Origin of the sequence: Streptomyces sp. NPDC059850 (assembly GCF_042731515.1) — a bacterium.
In the GTDB taxonomy this organism is placed as follows: domain Bacteria; phylum Actinomycetota; class Actinomycetes; order Streptomycetales; family Streptomycetaceae; genus Streptomyces.
Genome location: NZ_JBHWJI010000014.1, coordinates 1 through 18,762 on the forward strand (window position 1 = coordinate 1; position 18,762 = coordinate 18,762).

An 18,762-nucleotide genomic window follows, 5' to 3' on the forward strand; every position below is an offset into this window, starting at 1 on the left:
TGATCCGTGACCGATTGACCCAACGACGCCGCGTCGGTCGCCGACTCCGCCGACTGGAGCCAATAGTGCTGGTGGTCGAAGGCATACGTCGGCAGGTCCACCCCTGCAGACGCCGCCCCGGCGGGCAGCATCGTGGCCCAGTTTACGGGAACACCCCGGACGAACAACTCGGCCATCGACGTCAGCAGCCGCCGCAGGCCACCGCCATCACGCCGCAACGACCCAGTCACCACCACATCGGCGTCGTCCACGATCTCGCTGATCGGCTGGACAAGCACCGGGTGCGCACTGACCTCCAGGAACACCCCGTGCCCTCGGCCGAGCAGACCGACCACCGCCGGGCCGAAACGCACCTGATTACGCAGGTTCCGGTACCAGTAGTCGCCGTCCAGAATCCCGGCGCCCTGTACCCACTCGCCGGTGACGGTCGAGTAGAACGGCACCACCGGCACCTGCGCAGTAATGTCGGCCAGCGCTACCGCGAGCGTGTCCCGGATGTCCTCCACATGCCGGGTGTGCGAGGCATAATCCACCGCCACCCGCCGCACCCGAACTTCCTTGCTCGACAACACTTCCAGCGCCTCATCCAGCGCCCCGGCATCCCCAGCGATCACCACGGACGACGGGCTGTTGACCGCCGCCACTTCCACCCGATCCGCCCACGGCTGCAACTGAACGGCCGCATCGTCCTCGCTCAAGGCGACCGAGGCCATGCCGCCCCGGCCGGAAAGCTCCCTGGCGATGGCCTGGCTGCGCAACGCCACCACCCGCGCCGCATCTTCCAGGGACAACGCACCCGAAACACACGCAGCGGCGATCTCACCCTGCGAATGGCCGACGACAGCATCGGGCCGCACGCCCACCGACGCCCACACCGCGGCCAAACCCACCATCACCGCAAAACTGGCAGGCTGAACAACATCAACACGATCCAACCGCCCTGCGTCAGTGTCGCCGCGGAGTACGTCCACAAGGGACCAATCCACCCACCGCTCCAACGCGGCCGCACACTCCCCGACTCGCTCAGAAAACACCGGGGACGAATCCAGCAACTCCCGACCCATGCCAACCCACTGCGAACCCTGACCCGGGAACACCCACACGACCCGGCCCGGCACACCCCCAGCCGCACTGCCGGTCACTAGAGCGGGGGCGTCCTCGCCGCGTGCCAGCGCACCGAGCCCGGCCAGCGCCTCCTCGCCAGAGCCCGCCACCACCACGGCACGCTCGCCCAGCACCGCCCGGGTCGACAGCAGGGAACCCGCCACACGCATCAGCGGCACCTCATCGGCACCCTCGATGAACGCCGCCAGCCGCCCGGCCTGACCCGTCAGCGAACCAGCACTCCGGGCCGACACCACCAGCGGCACCGCGCTCGGGGGCGTCACCTCTTCGGCAAGCACCGGGTCCTCGGGAGCTTCCTCGATGATCAAGTGGGCATTCGTCCCGCTGATCCCGAACGACGACACCCCCGCTCGACGCGGACGGCCGTTCCGCGACCACTCCCGGGCCTCGGTCAACAACTCCACCGCGCCCTCGGACCAGTCCACCGCTGTGGTGGGCTCATCGACGTGCAAGGTGGGCGGCATAACACCATGCCGCAACGCCTGCACAATCTTGATCACGCTCGCCACACCGGCAGCCGCCTGCGCATGCCCGATGTTGGACTTCAACGACCCCAACCACAACGGCTTCCCAGGATCCCGGCCCTGCCCATACGTGGCCAGCAACGCCTGCGCCTCAATGGGATCACCCAAGGACGTCCCGGTCCCGTGCCCCTCCACAACGTCCACATCGGATGGTGAGAGCCCGGCGCTCGCCAGCGAGCTGCGGATCACCCGCTGCTGCGAAGGCCCGTTCGGTGCGGTCAATCCGTTGGAAGCACCGTCTTGGTTCACCGCAGTGCCGCGCAACACCGCCAACACCCGGTGGCCACGCTCGTGCGCCACCGACAACCGTTCAAGGAGCACCACACCGACGCCCTCGGACAGCCCCATCCCGTCCGCGCCATCCGCAAACGCCTTGCACCGCCCATCCCCGGCCAGCCCCCGCTGCCGGGAGAACCCGACGAACGAATTGGGGCTCGACATCACCATCACCCCGCCGGCGAGTGCCATCGAGCACTCACCCTGCCGCAACGCCTGCGCGGCGAGGTGCATCGCCACCAGCGACGACGAGCACGCGGTATCGATCGTCACCGCAGGACCCTCGAAACCGAACACATAGGACACCCGGCCGGACGCCACGCTCGACGCCACCCCGGTGCCCGCGAAGCTCTGCATCTCCGGCCCGACCACACCAGCCCCGTAGCCCTGCCCGGACTCCCCGACGAACACGCCGACATCGTTGTTCTGCAACGAAATCGGATCAATGCCCGCGTCCTCGAAGGCCTCCCACGATGCCTCCAGCAGCAACCGCTGCTGCGGGTCCATCGCCAACGCCTCACGCGGCGAAATCCCGAAGAAGCCGGCGTCGAAAAGCCCCGCGCCGTCCAGGAAACCACCCCGGCTGACGTACGAGGTGCCCGAACGGTCCGGGTCCGGATCGAACAGGGAATCCAGATCCCAGCCGCGGTCGGCGGGGAAGCCCGACACCGCGTCCCGGCCTTCGGACACCAGCCGCCACAGGTCCTGTGGCCCCGCAACGCCACCCGGCAACCGGCAGGCCATCCCGACGATGGCGATCGGCTCGCGGGACGCGCTGAGGAGTTGGCGGTTGCGCTTCTTCAGCTCGGCCGCCTCCGCCATCGACTTCCGCAGCGCCGCGACGACCTTTTCATATGACGCACTCACCAAAACGCCCCAATCACTCGGTGCCAGATGCCGGGCCGCACGGGACTACTCACTGCCGAGCGCCAGTTCCACGAGGTCGTCGACGTCCAGCTCGGCGATCGCCGGTTCCGCGCCGGCCTCGTCCGCGGCGCCGCTGTCCGGCTCGCCCGGGGCGGCCAGCTTGAGCAGGGCGTCCACCAGTCCCGCTTCTCGAAGCCGGGCCAGCGGGACCGACGCAAGCGCCTCCCGCAGCCGTGCCTCGTCCACGTCGGCGCCGGGCGCGCCGCCGTCCGGGAGCAGCTGCGTTCGCAGGTGGTGGGCGAGCACCAGTGGGGTCGGGTAGTCGAAGACCAGTGTGGGCGGCAACTTCAACCCGGTCTCCGCACGCAACCGGTTCCGCAGCTCCACCGACGTCAACGAATCGAACCCAGCATCCTTGAACGCCACATCCGCCCGAACCGCCTCCGGCCCCGAATACCCGAGCACAGCAGCGACCTGACCGCGAACCAGACCGACGAGCAACTCCTCCTGCTCAGCCGAATCGAGACCCGCCAGCCGACGAACCAGGGCGTTGTCCTCCACAACCGCCGCTCGCGCCTGCTGCCTGCCCGTCCGGACCAGACCCCGGAACAGGTGCGGCACCGCGCCACCGGCCGCCGCGTCCGCCCGCAGCGCGTCCAGGTCCAGCTTGATCGGCACCAGCAGCGCTTGGTCCATGCGCAACGCGACGTCGAACATCTCCAGGCCCTCGGCTCGGGTCAGCTCCAGGACGCCGCCGCGGCTCGCCCGCGCGTGGTCGACGTTGCCGAGGTGGGCGGCCATGCCGGTGCTCCGTTCCCACAGGCCCCAGGCCAGCGACGAACCCGGCAGGCCCGCCGCCCGGCGGTTGGCCATCAGCCCGTCCAGGAACGCGTTCGCCGCCGCGTAACTGCCCTGACCCCCGCCGCCGACCACTCCTGCGACCGACGAGAACACGACGAACGCGTCCAGGTCCATGCCGCGGGTCAACTCGTCCAGGTGCCGCACCGCGTCGACCTTGGGCGCGAACACCCCGGCCAACCGGTCCGGGGTCAGTGCTGTGATCACCCCGTCGTCGAAGACACCCGCCGTGTGCACCACACCGGTCAGCCGGTGCTCGTCGGGCACGGACACCAACAGGTTCGCCACCTGGTCGCGGTCGGAGACGTCGCAAGCAACCACCGACACCTCCGCGCCCAGCTCGGTCAGCTCGGCGACCAACTCCGCCACACCGTCGGCATCCGGGCCCCTCCTACTGGCCAGCACCAAACGCCGCACACCGTGCCGAGTCACCAGATGCCGAGCCACCAGACCGCCCAGCGATCCCGAACCCGAGACCAGAACCGTCCCGTCCTGGCTGAAAGAGACCGGGCCATCCAGGACCTGACCGGTGGTACGGGCAAGTCGAGGAACGGAGAGGGTCGTCCCGCGCATGGCGAGCTGCGGCTCGCCGCTCGCCAGCACCAGATCCGCGTCAGCCCCGGCAGCAGGGTCGCTGTCCAGCAGGATGATCCGGTCCGGGTTCTCGGCTTGAGCGGAGCGGATCAGTCCCCACACCGCCGCCGCGGCCGGGTCGGTCACCGTCCCCTCACCGGCAGGCCCATCACCGGCAGGCACCGCGCCGCGGGTCCGCACGACCAGCCGCGACTCTTCGAGCGGGGGCGCGGCCAGCCATGCCTGCACGACCTCCAGCACCCGGGACGTCACCGCCAGCGCCGCGTCGGCATCGCCGCCGCCGACGGCTTCCACGACTGCCACCGGCGGCACATCTGCGCCCTGGGCCAGGGCCGTCACGTCATCGGCGGTGGCTACCGGCACCCACAACGGCGAAGGCTCCGCCTGAGCCAGGGGCAATTCGGTCCAATCCACCCGGAACACCGAGTCCCGGACCTCCGCGGCCCCCAGCTGATTCGCGGACACCTGCCGGGACACCAAAGAGTCCATCGTCAGCACCAGACCACCGGTCTCGTCGGCAGCCGCAACGGACAGCGCATCCGGGCCGTGCGGCGTTATCCACACCCGCAACGCCGAAGCACCCGCGGCGTGCAACACGAACCCGTTCCACGCGAAGGCCAGCACCGGCTCCCCGGGATCTTCCGCCGCGGTACCGGCCGTAGTGGCCTGCAGGGCAGCATCCAGCAACGCCGGGTGAACGCCGAAGCCGCCTGCCTCCGTGCGCAGGTCCTCGGGCAGGGCGGCCTCGGCGAACACCTCGTCGCCGCGCCGCCACACCGCCCGCAGGCCCTGGAACGCGGGCCCGTAGGCGTAGCCGCGCTCGGCCAGGTCGGCGTAGAAGTCCTCGACGTCGACCTGCTCCGCGTCCGGCGGCGGCCAAGCGGTGAAGTCGAACCCGGCGCCGCTGCCGCTCGGCGCCGCCGACAGCAAACCGGTGGCATGCCGCGTCCACGCACCCGTGCCGCCGTCGCGTCGGGAATACACGTCCACCGTGCGCGAACCGTTCTCGCCCGGTCCGCTCAGGGCGACCTGCACACGGACCCCACCCTGCTCGGGCACCACCAGCGGCGCCTCGATCACCAGCTCGTCCAGGATGGAGCACCCGGCCTCGTCACCGGCCCGCACGGCCATCTCGACCAGTCCGCTGCCAGGGACGATCACGACACCGCTGACCGCGTGATCAGCCAGCCACGGGTGCGACCGCAACGACAACCGCGAGGTGAACACCAAACCGTCCGACTGCGGCAGCTGCACGACCGCGCCCAGCAGCGGGTGATCGGTCGCCGCCTGTCCCAGCGACGTCGCGTCGGTGGCCGGCTCGACGGGCTGCTGCAGCCAGTAGTGGTGGTGGTCGAAGGCGTAGGTCGGCAGGTCGACGCGTCCGGCCACCGGCGGAAGCACACCACCCCAGTCCACCGCCACACCCCGGACGAACAGCTCGGCCATCGACGTCAGCAACCGCCGCAAACCACCGTCCGCACGCCGCAACGACCCCGCCACCACAACGTCGGCCCCGGTGCCGTCCACGGTGTCGTCCACGATCTCGCTGATCGGCTGGACCAACACCGGATGAGCACTGACCTCCACGAACACCCCATGCCCCAGGCCGACCAGATCGACCACCGCCGGGCCGAAACCCACCCGATTCCGCAGGTTCCGGAACCAGTAATCGCCATCCACAACACCGGCGTCCTGGATCCAGTCCCCGGTCACGGTCGAGTAGAACGGCACCACCGGCGCCTGCGCCGTGATCCCGGCCAGCGCCTCCGCCAGCCGGTCGCGAATGTCCTCCACGTGCCGGGTGTGCGACGCGTAGTCCACCGCCACCCGCCGCACCCGGACGCCTCCGCTCGACAGCGCGTCGACCGCTTGGTCCAGCGCTTGGGCTTCGCCTGCGATCACCACCGAGGTGGGGCTGTTGACCGCGGCGACCTGCACCCGGTCCGCCCACGGCGCCAACCGCGCGGCCGCGTCGTCTTCGCTCAACGCGACGGAGGCCATGCCGCCGCGCCCGGACAACTCCGCGGCAATCGCCTGACTGCGCAACGCCACCACCCGAGCGGCGTCCTCAAGGGACAACGCACCCGCGGCACACGCGGCCGCAATCTCACCCTGCGAGTGGCCGACCACGGCGTCCGGCCGCAGCCCGCACGACCGCCACACCGCGGCCAAGCCCACCGCCATGGCGAAGCCGGCCGGCTGCAGCACGTCGACCCGGTCCATCAACTCCGGGTCGGCCTGGCCGCGCAGCACATCGATCAGCGACCAGTCCACCCACCGCTCCAACGCGACCGCGCATTCGGCGATCCGCTCGGCGAAGACAGGGGAGGAATCCATCAACTCCCGGCCCATCCCGACCCAATGCGAGCCTTGGCCCGGGAACACCCACACGACCTTGCCCGGCGCACCCGCTCTACCGGCGACCACACCGGACGCGGTCTCGCCGCGGGTCAACGCCCCGAGCCCGGCCACCGCCTCGGCACCGGAGCCCGCCACCACCACGGCACGCTCGGTCAGCGCGGCCCGACCGGACACCAACGCCCCGGCCGCACTCGCCAGCGGCACCTCGTCGGCGCCCTCGATGAACGCCGCCAGCCGACCAGCCTGAACCGCCAACGACCTGGTGCTGCGCGCGGACACCACGACGGGCAGCACATCCGGGACAGCGATGTCCGCCGAGCCGGGTGCCACGTCCTCCGGCGGCGCCTCCTCCAGGATCAGGTGCGCATTCGTCCCGCTGACGCCGAACGCGGACACCCCGGCCCGGCGCGGATGACCGCTGCGCCGCCAGTCGCGGGCGTCGGTCAGCAACTCGACCGCACCTGCGGACCAGTCCACTTCGGGCGTGGGTGCGTCCACGTGCAGGGTCGCCGGCAGCACCTCGTGCCGCAGCGCCTGCACCATCTTGATCACGCTCGCCACGCCCGCGGCGGCCTGCGCGTGGCCGAGGTTCGACTTCAACGACCCCAGCCACAACGGCTTCTCGGGGTGCCGGCCCTGCCCGTAGGTGGCCAGCAACGCCTGGGCCTCGATCGGATCGCCCAGGGCGGTTCCCGTCCCGTGGGCCTCCACCACGTCCACATCAGACGAAGCCAGTCCGGCGTTGGCCAGGGCCCGGCGGATCACCCGCTGCTGCGAAGGACCATTCGGCGCCGTCAGGCCGTTCGACGCACCATCCTGGTTCACCGCACTGCCACGCAGCACCGCCAAGATCCGGTGCCCACGCTCCCGCGCCACCGACAACCGCTCCAACACCACCACGCCGACGCCCTCGGCCCAGCCGGTGCCGTCGGCCGCGGCGGCGAACGCCTTGCAGCGCCCGTCAACGGCGAGGCCCTGCTGCCGGGAGAACTCGACGAAGGCCCCGGGATTCGCCATCACCGTCGCGCCGCCGGCCAGCGCCATCGAGCACTCGCCCTGCCGCAGCGCTTGCGCGGCCAGGTGCATCGCGACCAGCGACGAAGAACAGGCTGTGTCGATCGTGACCGCCGGTCCCTCGAAACCGAACACATAGGACACCCGACCCGACGCCACGCTCGACGACCCGCCCGTGCCCGCGAAACCCTCCAGCTCCGGCGTGACCACAGCGGCCCCCGGCGCGACGTAGCCCTGGCCGAAAGCCCCGGTGAACACGCCGACATCGGTGCCCTGCAACGAGGTCGCATCGACGCCCGCGTCTTCCAGCGCCTCCCACGAGGTCTCCAGCAGCAACCGCTGCTGCGGATCCATCGCCAACGCCTCGCGCGGCGAGATCCCGAAGAACCCCGCATCGAAAAGCCCCGCCTCGTAGAGGAAACCACCCCGAGCCGTGTACGAGGTGCCCGGCCGGGCCGGGTCCGGGTCGAACAGGGCCTCCAGGTCCCAGCCGCGGTCCTCGGGGAACCCCGCCACCGCGTCCCGACGCTCGGCCACCAACTGCCACAGGTCCGCCGGTCCGGCCACCCCGCCCGGCAACCGGCACGCCATGCCCACGATGGCGATCGGCTCCCCCGCATCGGCCACCACGACCGCCGGTTCCGGCGGCGTCGGCGCCACGTCGCCCAGTTCGTCGCGCAGGTTGCGGGCGAGGGCCTGCGGGTTCGGGTGGTCGAAGACCAGCGTGGCGGGGAGCTTCAGGCCGGTGGCCGCACGCAGCCGGTTGCGCAGCTCCACCGCGGTGAGCGAGTCGAACCCGGCGTCCTTGAACGCCGTGTCCGCCCGAACGGCCCCCGCTTCGGCGTGCCCGAGCACGGCCGCAACCTGACCGCGAACCATGTCCAGGAGCAGCGTCAGCTGGTCTGCCGGGCTGAGCCCGGCCAGCCGGTCGGACAGCCGATCACGCTCCTCGCTGGTGCCGACCGAGCGCGCCTGCTGCCTCCCGGTGCGGACCAGACCGCGCAGCACGTGCGGCACCGCGCCGCCTGCGGCGGCATCGGTGCGCACCCCGCGCAGGTCCAGTTTGGCGGGCACCAACAACGCCTGCTCCGACCCGAGAGCGGCGTCGAACAGGTCCATGCCCTCCGCCTGCGTCATCAACCGCAGTCCGCCACGCCGGTTCATCCGGGCCCTGGTGCGGTCGTCGGTGTTGGCCGCCATGCCAGTGGCCTGCTCCCACAGGCCCCACGCCAGCGACAACCCCGGAAGACCGGCCGCCCGGCGGTTGGCCATCAATCCGTCCAGGAACGCGTTCGCCGCCGCGTAACTGCCACTGCCGGCCCCCATGAACACCGAGGAAACCGAGGAGTAGACGACGAACGCATCGAGATCGAGGCCGCGGGTCAACTCATCGAGATGCCGCGCCGCGTCCACCTTGGGCGCGAACACCCGGGCCAGCCGGTCCGGGGTCAACGTCTCGATCACGCCCGCATCCAGCACGCCGGCCGTGTGCACCACACCGGTCAAGCGGTGCTCGGCGGGCACGGATGCCAGCAGGTCCGCCACCTGGTCACGGTCGGAGACGTCGCAAGCGACCACCGACACCTGTGCGCCCTGCTCCGTGAGCTCGGCGACCAACTCCGCCACACCTTCGGCGTCCCGGCCCCGCCGACTGGCGAACACCAGATGCCGCACACCATGGAGCGCAACCAGCTGCTTGGCCACCAGACCGCCCAACACGCCCGCACCCGAGACCAGGACCGTCCCTTCCGGACCGAACACGGCAGGCGAATCGGAGGGCGCGGCGGCCCGGGCAAGCCGCGGGACGTAGCAGGACGTTCCGCGCACCGCGACCTGCGGCTCACCACTGGCCAGCACCGAACCCAGCACAGATTCCGCACTGCCACCGATGGTCGGGTCCAGGTCCAGCAGCACGATCCGGTCCGGGTTCTCGGCCTGAGCGGCGCGAACCAAACCCCACACCGCCGCCGCGGCCGGGTCGGTCACCACGCCGCCGCCGGCGGGCACCGCACCACGAGTCGCGACGACCAGCCGCGACTGCTCCAGTTCGGCTCCCGCCAGCCACGCCTGCACAACCCCCAACACTCGCGAGGTCAAGGCCAGCGCGGCGTCCTCGCCGACAGCCTCCACAACCGCCGCCGCAGGCACGCCACCGGTCAGAGCGGCCACATCCTCGGCGGTGGCCACCGCCACCCACGACGGCGAAGGCTCCGCCTGAACCGGAGGCAGCTCGGTCCAGTCCACTTGGAACAGGGAGCTGGCGCGTACCGCGTCGGCTGCGGCGGCCCCCAACTGCTCGGCGGACACCGTCCGGAACCCGAGCGAATCCGCGGTCACGACCAGGCCACCGGCCTCATCCGCCGCGGCCAGCGACACCACACCGGAACCGCCGGGCGCTAGCCGCACCCGTAGCGCTGACGCGCCCGCGGCGTGCAGCACCAACCCGTTCCAGTCCAGCGGTTGCCGCAGACCCTGCCCGTCTTCGCTCGCCTCCAGCAAGGCCGGGTGCAGGGCCGCGTCCAGCAACGCGGGGTGGATGCCGAACCCGCCCGCTTCCGCGCCCTGCTCCTCGGGCAGCGCGACCTCGGCGAACACCTCCTCGCCTCGCCGCCACACCGCCCGCAGGCCCCGGAACGCGGGCCCACAACCAAAACCGCGCTCGGCCAGGTCGGCGTAGAAGTCCTCGATGTCGACCTTGCGCGCACCGGACGGCGGCCAAGCAGCGAAGTCGAACCGCTCCTGTGCCGCGAGCATGCTCGACAGCCCGCCAGTGGCATGTCGCGTCCACCCATCCGCATCGCCATCGCGCAGCGAGTACACGTCCACCGTACGCGAGCCGTTCTCGCCCGGTCCGCTCAGCGCGACCTGCACACGCACGCCGCCATGCTCGGGCCATACGAGCGGGGCCTCGATCACCAGCTCGTCGAGCACCGAGCACCCGACCTCGTCGCCAGCACGTACCGCCAGTTCCACCAGCCCGGCGCTCGGGACGACCGCGACGCCACCGACCGCGTGATCAGCCAGCCACGGGTGCGACCGCAGCGACAACCGGGAGGTGAACACCAAGCCGTCCGACTGCGGCAACGGCACCACCGCGCCCAGCAGCGGATGATCGGCTCCGGCCAGCCCCAACGACGGCGCATCCGCCGCCGCAACCGGGTGGAGCCAGTAGTGCTGGTGGTCGAAGGCGTACGTCGGCAGCTCCACCCGTCCGGCCGCCGGCGGCAGCACACCGCTCCAGTCCACCGCCACACCCCGGACGAACAGCTCGGCCATCGACGTCAGCAGCCGCCGCAAACCACCGTCGTCACGCCGCAACGACCCGGTCACCACGACGTCGGCCTCGGTGTCGTCAACGACGTCGGCAATCGGCTGGACCAGCACCGGGTGGGCACTGACCTCCACGAACACCCCGTGCCCCCGGCCGATCAGATCGGCCACCGCCGGGCCGAAACCCACCTGGTTCCGGAGGTTCCGGTACCAGTAATCGCCATCGACGACGCCGGCGTCCTGGATCCAGTCCCCGGTGACGGTGGAGTAGAACGGCACGACCGGTGCCTGCGCCGTGATCCCGGCCAGCGCCTCGGCCAGCCGGTCGCGGATGTCCTCCACGTGCCGGGTGTGCGACGCGTAGTCCACCGCAACCCGCCGCCCGGAGAGCGCCTCCACGGCCTCGGCCAGCGCTTCGGCGTCGCCGGCGATCACGACCGAGGAAGGCCCGTTCACGGCCGCCACTTCGACGCGACCGGCCCACGGCGCCAACCGTGCGACCACCTCGTTTTCGCCCAGGGCGACGGAGGCCATGCCGCCACGCCCGGACAATTCCGCGGCAATGGCCTGACTGCGCAACGCCACAACCCGAACCGCGTCCTCAAGGGACAACGCACCCGCAACGCACGCAGCCGCGATCTCCCCCTGGGAGTGGCCCAGCACCGCGTCGGGCACAACACCCGCGGAAGACCACACCGCGGCCAACCCCACCATCACGGCGAAGCTGGCTGGCTGCAGCACGTTGACGCGCTCCACCAACTCGGGGTCGGCCTCGCCGCGCAGCACGTCCACAAGCGACCAGTCCACCCACTGCTCCAACGCAGCGGCGCACTCCCCGATCCGCTCCGCGAACGCCGGAGAGGAGTCCAGCAGCTCGCGGCCCATCCCCAGCCATTGCGTGCCTTGGCCCGGAAAAACCCACACCAGCTTCCCCGGCGCACCGACGCTGCCCGTCACCACACCGGCCGCGCTTTCGCGGCGTGCCAGCGCACCGAGCCCGGCCAGCGCCTCCTCGCCAGAGCCCGCCACCACCACGGCACGCTCGCCCAGCACCGCCCGGGTCGACAGCAGGGAACCCGCCACACGCATCAGCGGCACCTCATCGGCACCCTCGATGAACGCCGCCAGCCGCCCGGCCTGACCCGCCAGGGAACCGGAGCTGCGCGCCGACACCACCAACGGCACTGCTTCGGGCAGCGGCTCCTCGGCAGCCGACACCGGCTCCTCGGGCGCCTCCTCCAGGATCAGGTGGGCATTCGTCCCGCTGATCCCGAACGACGACACCCCCGCTCGACGCGGACGGCCGTTCCGCGACCACTCCCGGGCCTCGGTCAACAACTCCACCGCACCCGCGGACCAATCCACCTGACTCGTGGGCTCGTCCACGTGCAGCGTCGGGGGCATGACACCGTGCCGCAGCGCCTGCACCATTTTGATCACACTGGCCACACCGGCAGCCGCCTGCGTGTGACCGATGTTCGACTTCAACGACCCCAACCAAAGCGGCTTCTCAGGATCCCGGTCCTGCCCATACGTGGCCAGCAACGCCTGCGCCTCGATCGGATCGCCCAAAGCCGTACCGGTCCCGTGGGCCTCCACAACGTCCACATCGGACGACGAGAGTCCCGCACTCGCCAGCGCACTGCGGATCACCCGCTGCTGCGACGGACCATTCGGCGCCGTCAACCCATTCGACGCACCATCCTGATTCACCGCACTACCGCGGATCACGGCCAGCACTCGGTGTCCGCGTTCCCGCGCGACCGACAGCCGCTCAAGCACCACCAGACCGATGCCCTCGGACAGCACCGTCCCATCCGCACCCGAGGCGAACGCCTTGCAACGCCCGTCCTCGGCCAGCCCCCGCTGCCGCGACATGCCGAGGACCCCGATCGGCGATCCCATCACGGCGACACCGCCGGCGAGCGCCATGGAACACTCACCCTGCCGCAACGCCTGGGCGGCAAGGTGCATCGCCACCAGCGACGACGAGCACGCCGTGTCGATCGTCACCGCCGGACCCTCGAAACCGAACGCATAGGACACCCGGCCCGATGCCACGCTGCCCGCCGTGGCGGTCGTGACAAAGCCTTGGAGCTCCGCTGGCATGTTGCTCAGGGACTCCAGGTAATCGTGGATGGAGACGCCGGAGAAGACGCCGATGTTGTCGCCCCGCGCCGCGGTCGGGTCGATGCCCGCACGCTCCAGCGCCTCCCACGATGCCTCCAGCAACAACCGCTGCTGCGGATCCATCGCCAGTGCCTCACGCGGCGAAATCCCGAAGAACCCCGGGTCGAAAAGCCCCGCGCCCTCCAGGAATCCGCCCTTGGTGGCGTACGAAGTCCCCGCACGGTCGGGATCCGGGTCGAACAGGCCCGCCAGGTCCCAACCCCGGTCCTCGGGGAACGGCGACATCCCCTCGCGGCCCTGGTGCACCATCCGCCACAGATCCTCGGGATCCGCCACATCGCCCGGCATGCGGCACGCCATCCCGACGATCGCGATCGGCTCATCGGGATCGGCGACGGCCGCCACCGCGGCGGGAGCGTCGGCCACCGTGTCGCCCAGCTCGTCGCACAGGTGGCGGGCGAGCGCCAGCGGGGTGGGGTAGTCGAAGACCAGCGTCGCGGGCAGCTTCACCCCGGTCGCCGCGCTCAACCGGTTCCGCAGCTCCACCGCGGTCAGGGAGTCGAACCCGAGGTCGCTGAACCCTCGGTCGCCCTGCGCCAGCTCGGGGCCGCTGAAGCCCAGCACACCGGCTGCCTCGGCCTGGACGATGTTCAGCAGGATGCTCTCCTGCTCGTCCGAGGACAGTCCGGCGAGCCTCCGGACCAGCCCGCTGCCGTCCCCGGCGGCCGACCGCGCCAAGCGCCGACCCGCGCGCACCAGGCCGCGCAGCAGGTGCGGGACTTCCCCGCCTGCCGCGGCCTGGGAGCGCAGCGTCCGCAGGTCCAGCTTGATCGGCACGAGCAGTGCCTGGCCCGCGTGCAGGCAGGTGTCGAACATGTCCAGGCCCTCGGCATGCCTCATCGCCAGCACACCGCCACGGCTCATCCGTGCCTGGTCGACGGCGCTGAGGTTGGCGGTCAGGCCGCTGGTCTGCTCCCACAGGCCCCACGCCAGCGACAGCCCCGGCAGGCCCGCCGCCCGCCGGGCGGCCATCGCCGCGTCGAGGAAGGCGTTCGCCGCCGCGTAGTTGCCCTGCCCGGCGGACCCCATGAGCGCGGCAGCCGACGAGAACACGACGAAGGCGTCGAGGTCCATGCCACGGGTCAGCTCATCCAGGTGCCGCACCGCAGCCACCTTCGGCGCGAACACCCCGGCGAGCCGCTCCGGGGTCAACGCCCCGATCACCCCGTCATCCAGCACACCCGCCATGTGCACCACGCCGGCCAGCCGGTGCTCATCAGGCACCGACGCCAGCAAGTCCGCCACCTGATCACGGTCGGACACATCGCAAGCGACCACCGAAACCTTCGCGCCCTGCCCAGTGAGCTCGGCGACCACCTCCTGCACACCCTCGGCATCCAGACCCCGCCGACTGGCCAGCACCAAACGCCGCACGCCGTGCCGAGTCACCAGATGCCGGGCCACCAGGGCGCCCAATGACCCGGTGCCACCCGTGACCAGAACCGTCCCCTCTGGGCCGAACACGGCTGGAACATCCGGGGCCTGACTGCTCGCATGGGCCAGCCGAGGCGCGTAGACGGTCGTTCCGCGCACCGCGAGCTGTGGTTCGTCGCCGGCCAGCGCCGAACCCAGCACCGGGTCCGCGCCTGCTGGGCCGGTGGGATCGGTGTCGATCAGGATGATCCGGTTGGGGTTCTCGGCCTGGGCGGCGCGGACCAAACCCCAGACGGCCGCGGCAGCCGGGTCGGTCACGGTGCTCTCACCACCGGCAGGCACCGCGCCCCGCGTCACCACCACCAGCCGCGAGTCCTCCGACCCGGCCGCGGCCAGCCACGCCTGGACGACCTCCAGCACCCGCGAGGTCAACGCCAGCGCCGCGTCCTCGTCGTCGCCGCCGGCGGCGTGCAGGACCGCCACCGCAGGCACGTCTGTGTTCTGCGCCAGGGCAGCCACGTCATCAGCCGTGGCTACCGCCGCCCACGACGGCACATCCCTGCGCTGAGCCGGGGGCAGCTCGGTCCACTCCACCCGGAACAACGAATCGCGACTCACCGCCCCCGCGGCGGTCTCCAACTGCTCGGCGGACACCGGCAGCGACACCAGCGAGTCCATCGTCACCACCAGGCCGCCGGTCTCGTCGGCGGCCTGGAACGACAGCGCGCCCAGGCCGCACGGGGCGACCCGAACCCGCAGTGCCGAGGCGCCCGCGGCGTGCAACAGCAGCCCGTTCCACGCGAACGGCAGCACCTTGCGGTCGTCGTCCGGGTTGGCGAAGGCGTTCGTGTGGAGGGCGGCGTCCAGCAAGGCTGGGTGGATACCGAACTTGCCTGCGTCCTCCCGCTGCTCGTCGGGCAGGGCGACCTCGGCGAAGACCTCCTCGCCGCGCCGCCACACCGCCCGCAAGCCCTGGAACGCGGGCCCATAAGCGTAACCGCGCTCAACCAGGTCGGCGTAGAAGTCCCCGACCTCGACCTGCTGCACGCCCGACGGCGGCCAAGCGGCGAAATCGAATCCCAGCTCCGATCCCCGTGCAGGCGGCGTGGTTGCCAGGAATCCGGTGGCGTGCCGTGTCCACACATCCGCGCCGCCCTCACCGGTGGCGTCCTCGCGCAGGGAGTACACATCCACCGCGCGCGAACCGTTCTCCCCCGGTCCACCCACCGCGACCTGCAGTCGCACCCCGCCGTGCTCGGGCAGCACCAGCGGCGCCTCGATCACGAGTTCTTCCAGAACGCCGTAGCCGAACTCGTCGCCCGCACGCACCGCGAGATCGACGTACACCGTGCCGGGGACGAGCACGACACCACCGATCGCGTGGTCGGCCAACCACGGATGCGACCGCAACGACACGCGAGAGGTGAACACCAACCCGTCCGACTGCGGCAACGGCACTACCGCACCCAACAACGGATGATCGGCTCCGGCCAGGCCCAACGACGCCGCATCCGTTGCCGTCTCGGCCATCTGGAGCCAGTAGTGCCGTTGGTCGAAGGCATACGTCGGCAGGTCCACCCGCGCAGACGCCGCCCCGGTGGGCAAAATACCGGCCCATTCCACGGGGACACCGCGGACGAACAGCTCGGCCATGGAGGTCAGCAGCCGGCGCAGGCCACCGTCGTCACGCCGCAACGACCCGCTCACCACCACATCAACGTGGCCGTCATCGAGCATCTCGGTGATCGGCTGAACCAGCACCGGGTGCGCACTGATCTCCACGAACACCCCGTGCCCCTGCCCGAGCAAATCCGCCACCGCGGGGCCGAAACCCACCTGCCCACGCAGGTTGCGATACCAGTAGCCGCCATCGAGGATCCCGGCGTCCTGCACCCAACCACCGGTGACAGTGGAGTAGAACGGCACCGTCGGAGCCTGCGCGCTGATCCCCGCCAGCGCTTCCGCGAGCGTGTCCCGGATGTCCTCCACATGCCGGGTGTGCGAGGCGTAATCCACCGCCACCCGCCGCACCCGAATACCCTGCTCGTCCAGTACTTCACGTACCTCGTCCAGCGCCTGGGCATCGCCGGCGATCACCACGGAGGACGGTCCGTTGACCGCAGCCACCTCGACCCGGTCGGCCCACGGCTCCAGCCGCGCAGCAACGTCGTCCTCGCTCAAGGCGACCGAGGCCATCCCGCCCCGACCGGACAACTCCGCCGCAATGGCCTGGCTGCGCAACGCAACCACCCGCGCCGCGTCCTCAAGCGACAATGCACCCGCCACACACGCCGCCGCAATCTCACCCTGCGAATGGCCGACCACAGCGTCGGGCTGCACACCCACCGAGGCCCACACGGCAGCCAAACTCACCATCACCGCGAAGCTGGCAGGCTGAACAACATCGACCCGACCCAGCAACGCGGGATCGGCCTCGCCGCGCAAAACGTCCACAAGGGACCAGTCGACCCACCGCTCCAACGCGGCCGCGCACTCCCCGACCCGCCCAGCAAACACCGGCGAGGAATCCAGCAATTCCCGGCCCATGCCGACCCACTGCGAACCCTGACCCGGGAACACCCACACGACCTTGCCCGGCACACCCGAACCGGCCACCAGTCCGGACGCGTTCTCGCCCCGGGCCAAGGCGCCCAGCCCGGCCAGCGCCTCCTCGTCCGAGCCTGCGACCACCACCGCGCGCTCGCCCAGCACGGCCCGGCCCGACACCAGCGTCCCGGCCACGGCCGCCAGCGGCACCTCATCGACGCCCTCGATGAACGCCGCCAGGCGCTCCGCTTGCGCCGCCAGGGAAGCGGCGGTAGCCGCCGACACCACCAACGGCACCACTCCCGCGGGCGCCGGCTCCGCCGAGACGGGCTCCGCCTCGTCGGCCGGCGCTTCCTCGATGATCAGGTGCGCATTCGTCCCGCTGGCCCCGAACGACGACACCCCGGCCCGGCGCGGATGACCATTCCGCCGCCAGTCGCGGGCGTCGGTCAACAACCGCACCGAACCCGCCGACCAATCCACCTGGGGGGTGGGCGAGTCCACGTGCAGGGTCCTCGGGAGCACCTCGTGCCGCAGCGCCTGCACCATCTTGATCACGCCGGCGATGCCGGACGCCGCCTGCGTATGCCCGATGACGGACTTGACCGAACCGAGCCACAGCGGGTGTTCCGGGTCCCGGCCCTGCCCGTAGGTGGCCAGCAGCGCCTGCGCCTCGATCGGATCGCCCAGCACCGTCCCCGTGCCGTGGCCCTCGATCGCGTCCACATCGGACGGCGAGAGCCCGGCGCCCGCCAGCGCCTTGCGGATGACCCGCTGCTGCGACGGCCCGTTCGGCGCGGTGAGGCCGTTGGAGGCACCGTCCTGGTTCACCGCGCTGCCGCGGATCACCGCGAGCACCTGGTGCCCGCGCTCGCGCGCCACCGACAGCCGCTCCAGCAGCAGCACGCCAACGCCCTCGGCCCAGCCGGAGCCGTCGGCGCCCGCGGCGTAGGACTTGCAGCGCCCGTCGAAGGCGAGTGCCCGCTGGCGCGCGAAACCGACGAACCCGCCCGGGGTCGCCATCACCGTCGCGCCACCCGCGAGCGCCATCGAGCATTCGCCCCGGCGCAGCGCCTGCGCGGCGAGGTGCATGGCCACCAGCGAAGAGGAGCACATGGTGTCGACGGTCACCGCGGGACCTTCGAGCCCGAGCGTGTAGGCGATCCTCCCGGAGGCGACACCGCCCGCGGTGCCCAGGGCGCGCTCCAGGCTCATGAACCCCTCGAACCCGCTGAGGTCCGGCGCGTAGTCCTGGTGCACGATTCCGGCGAACACCCCGACGTCGCTGCCCCGCACCGAGTGGGGGTCGATCCCGGCCCGCTCGAAGGTCTCCCAGGACACCTCCAGCAGCTGCCGCTGCTGGGGATCCATCGCCAGGGCCTCACGCGGCGAGATGCCGAAGAACCCGGCGTCGAACTGCGCCGCGTCGTGCAGGAAGGCGCCCTCCCGCACGTACGTCGTGCCGGGGTTGTCGGGGTCCGGGTGATAGAGGCCTTCAAGATCCCAGCCGCGGTCATCGGGGAATGGGGTGTACACGTCGGCGCCCTCGGACACCACCTGCCACAGGTCCTCCGGGCCGCGGATGCCGCCCGCGTACCGGCAGGCCATCGACACGATCGCGATGGGCTCCGCGGCTGCCGCGACGAGTGCGCTGTTCTCCTGCTCAAGCCTGGCGTTCTCCTTCAGCGAGGTGCGCAGTGCCCGAACGATCTGCTCGTCTGGCGCCGACATAACCTTCCTCCACGATTCGTCCACCATCGGT

At 71.2% G+C, this 18,762-nt stretch carries 2 protein-coding genes; both read right to left on the reverse strand.

Annotation, left to right across the window (positions count from 1 at the left end):
* Positions 1 to 2,792: type I polyketide synthase (locus ACFV9T_RS13760; protein WP_385439617.1), on the reverse strand; the 2,792-nt coding region annotated here is incomplete at its 3' end.
* Positions 2,793 to 2,837: 45 nt separating this feature from the next.
* Positions 2,838 to 18,755: an SDR family NAD(P)-dependent oxidoreductase gene (locus ACFV9T_RS13765; protein ID WP_385439918.1), complete on the reverse strand. Its 15,918-nt coding sequence runs from the start codon at positions 18,753 to 18,755 to the stop codon at positions 2,838 to 2,840.
* Positions 18,756 to 18,762: the final 7 nt, after the last annotated feature.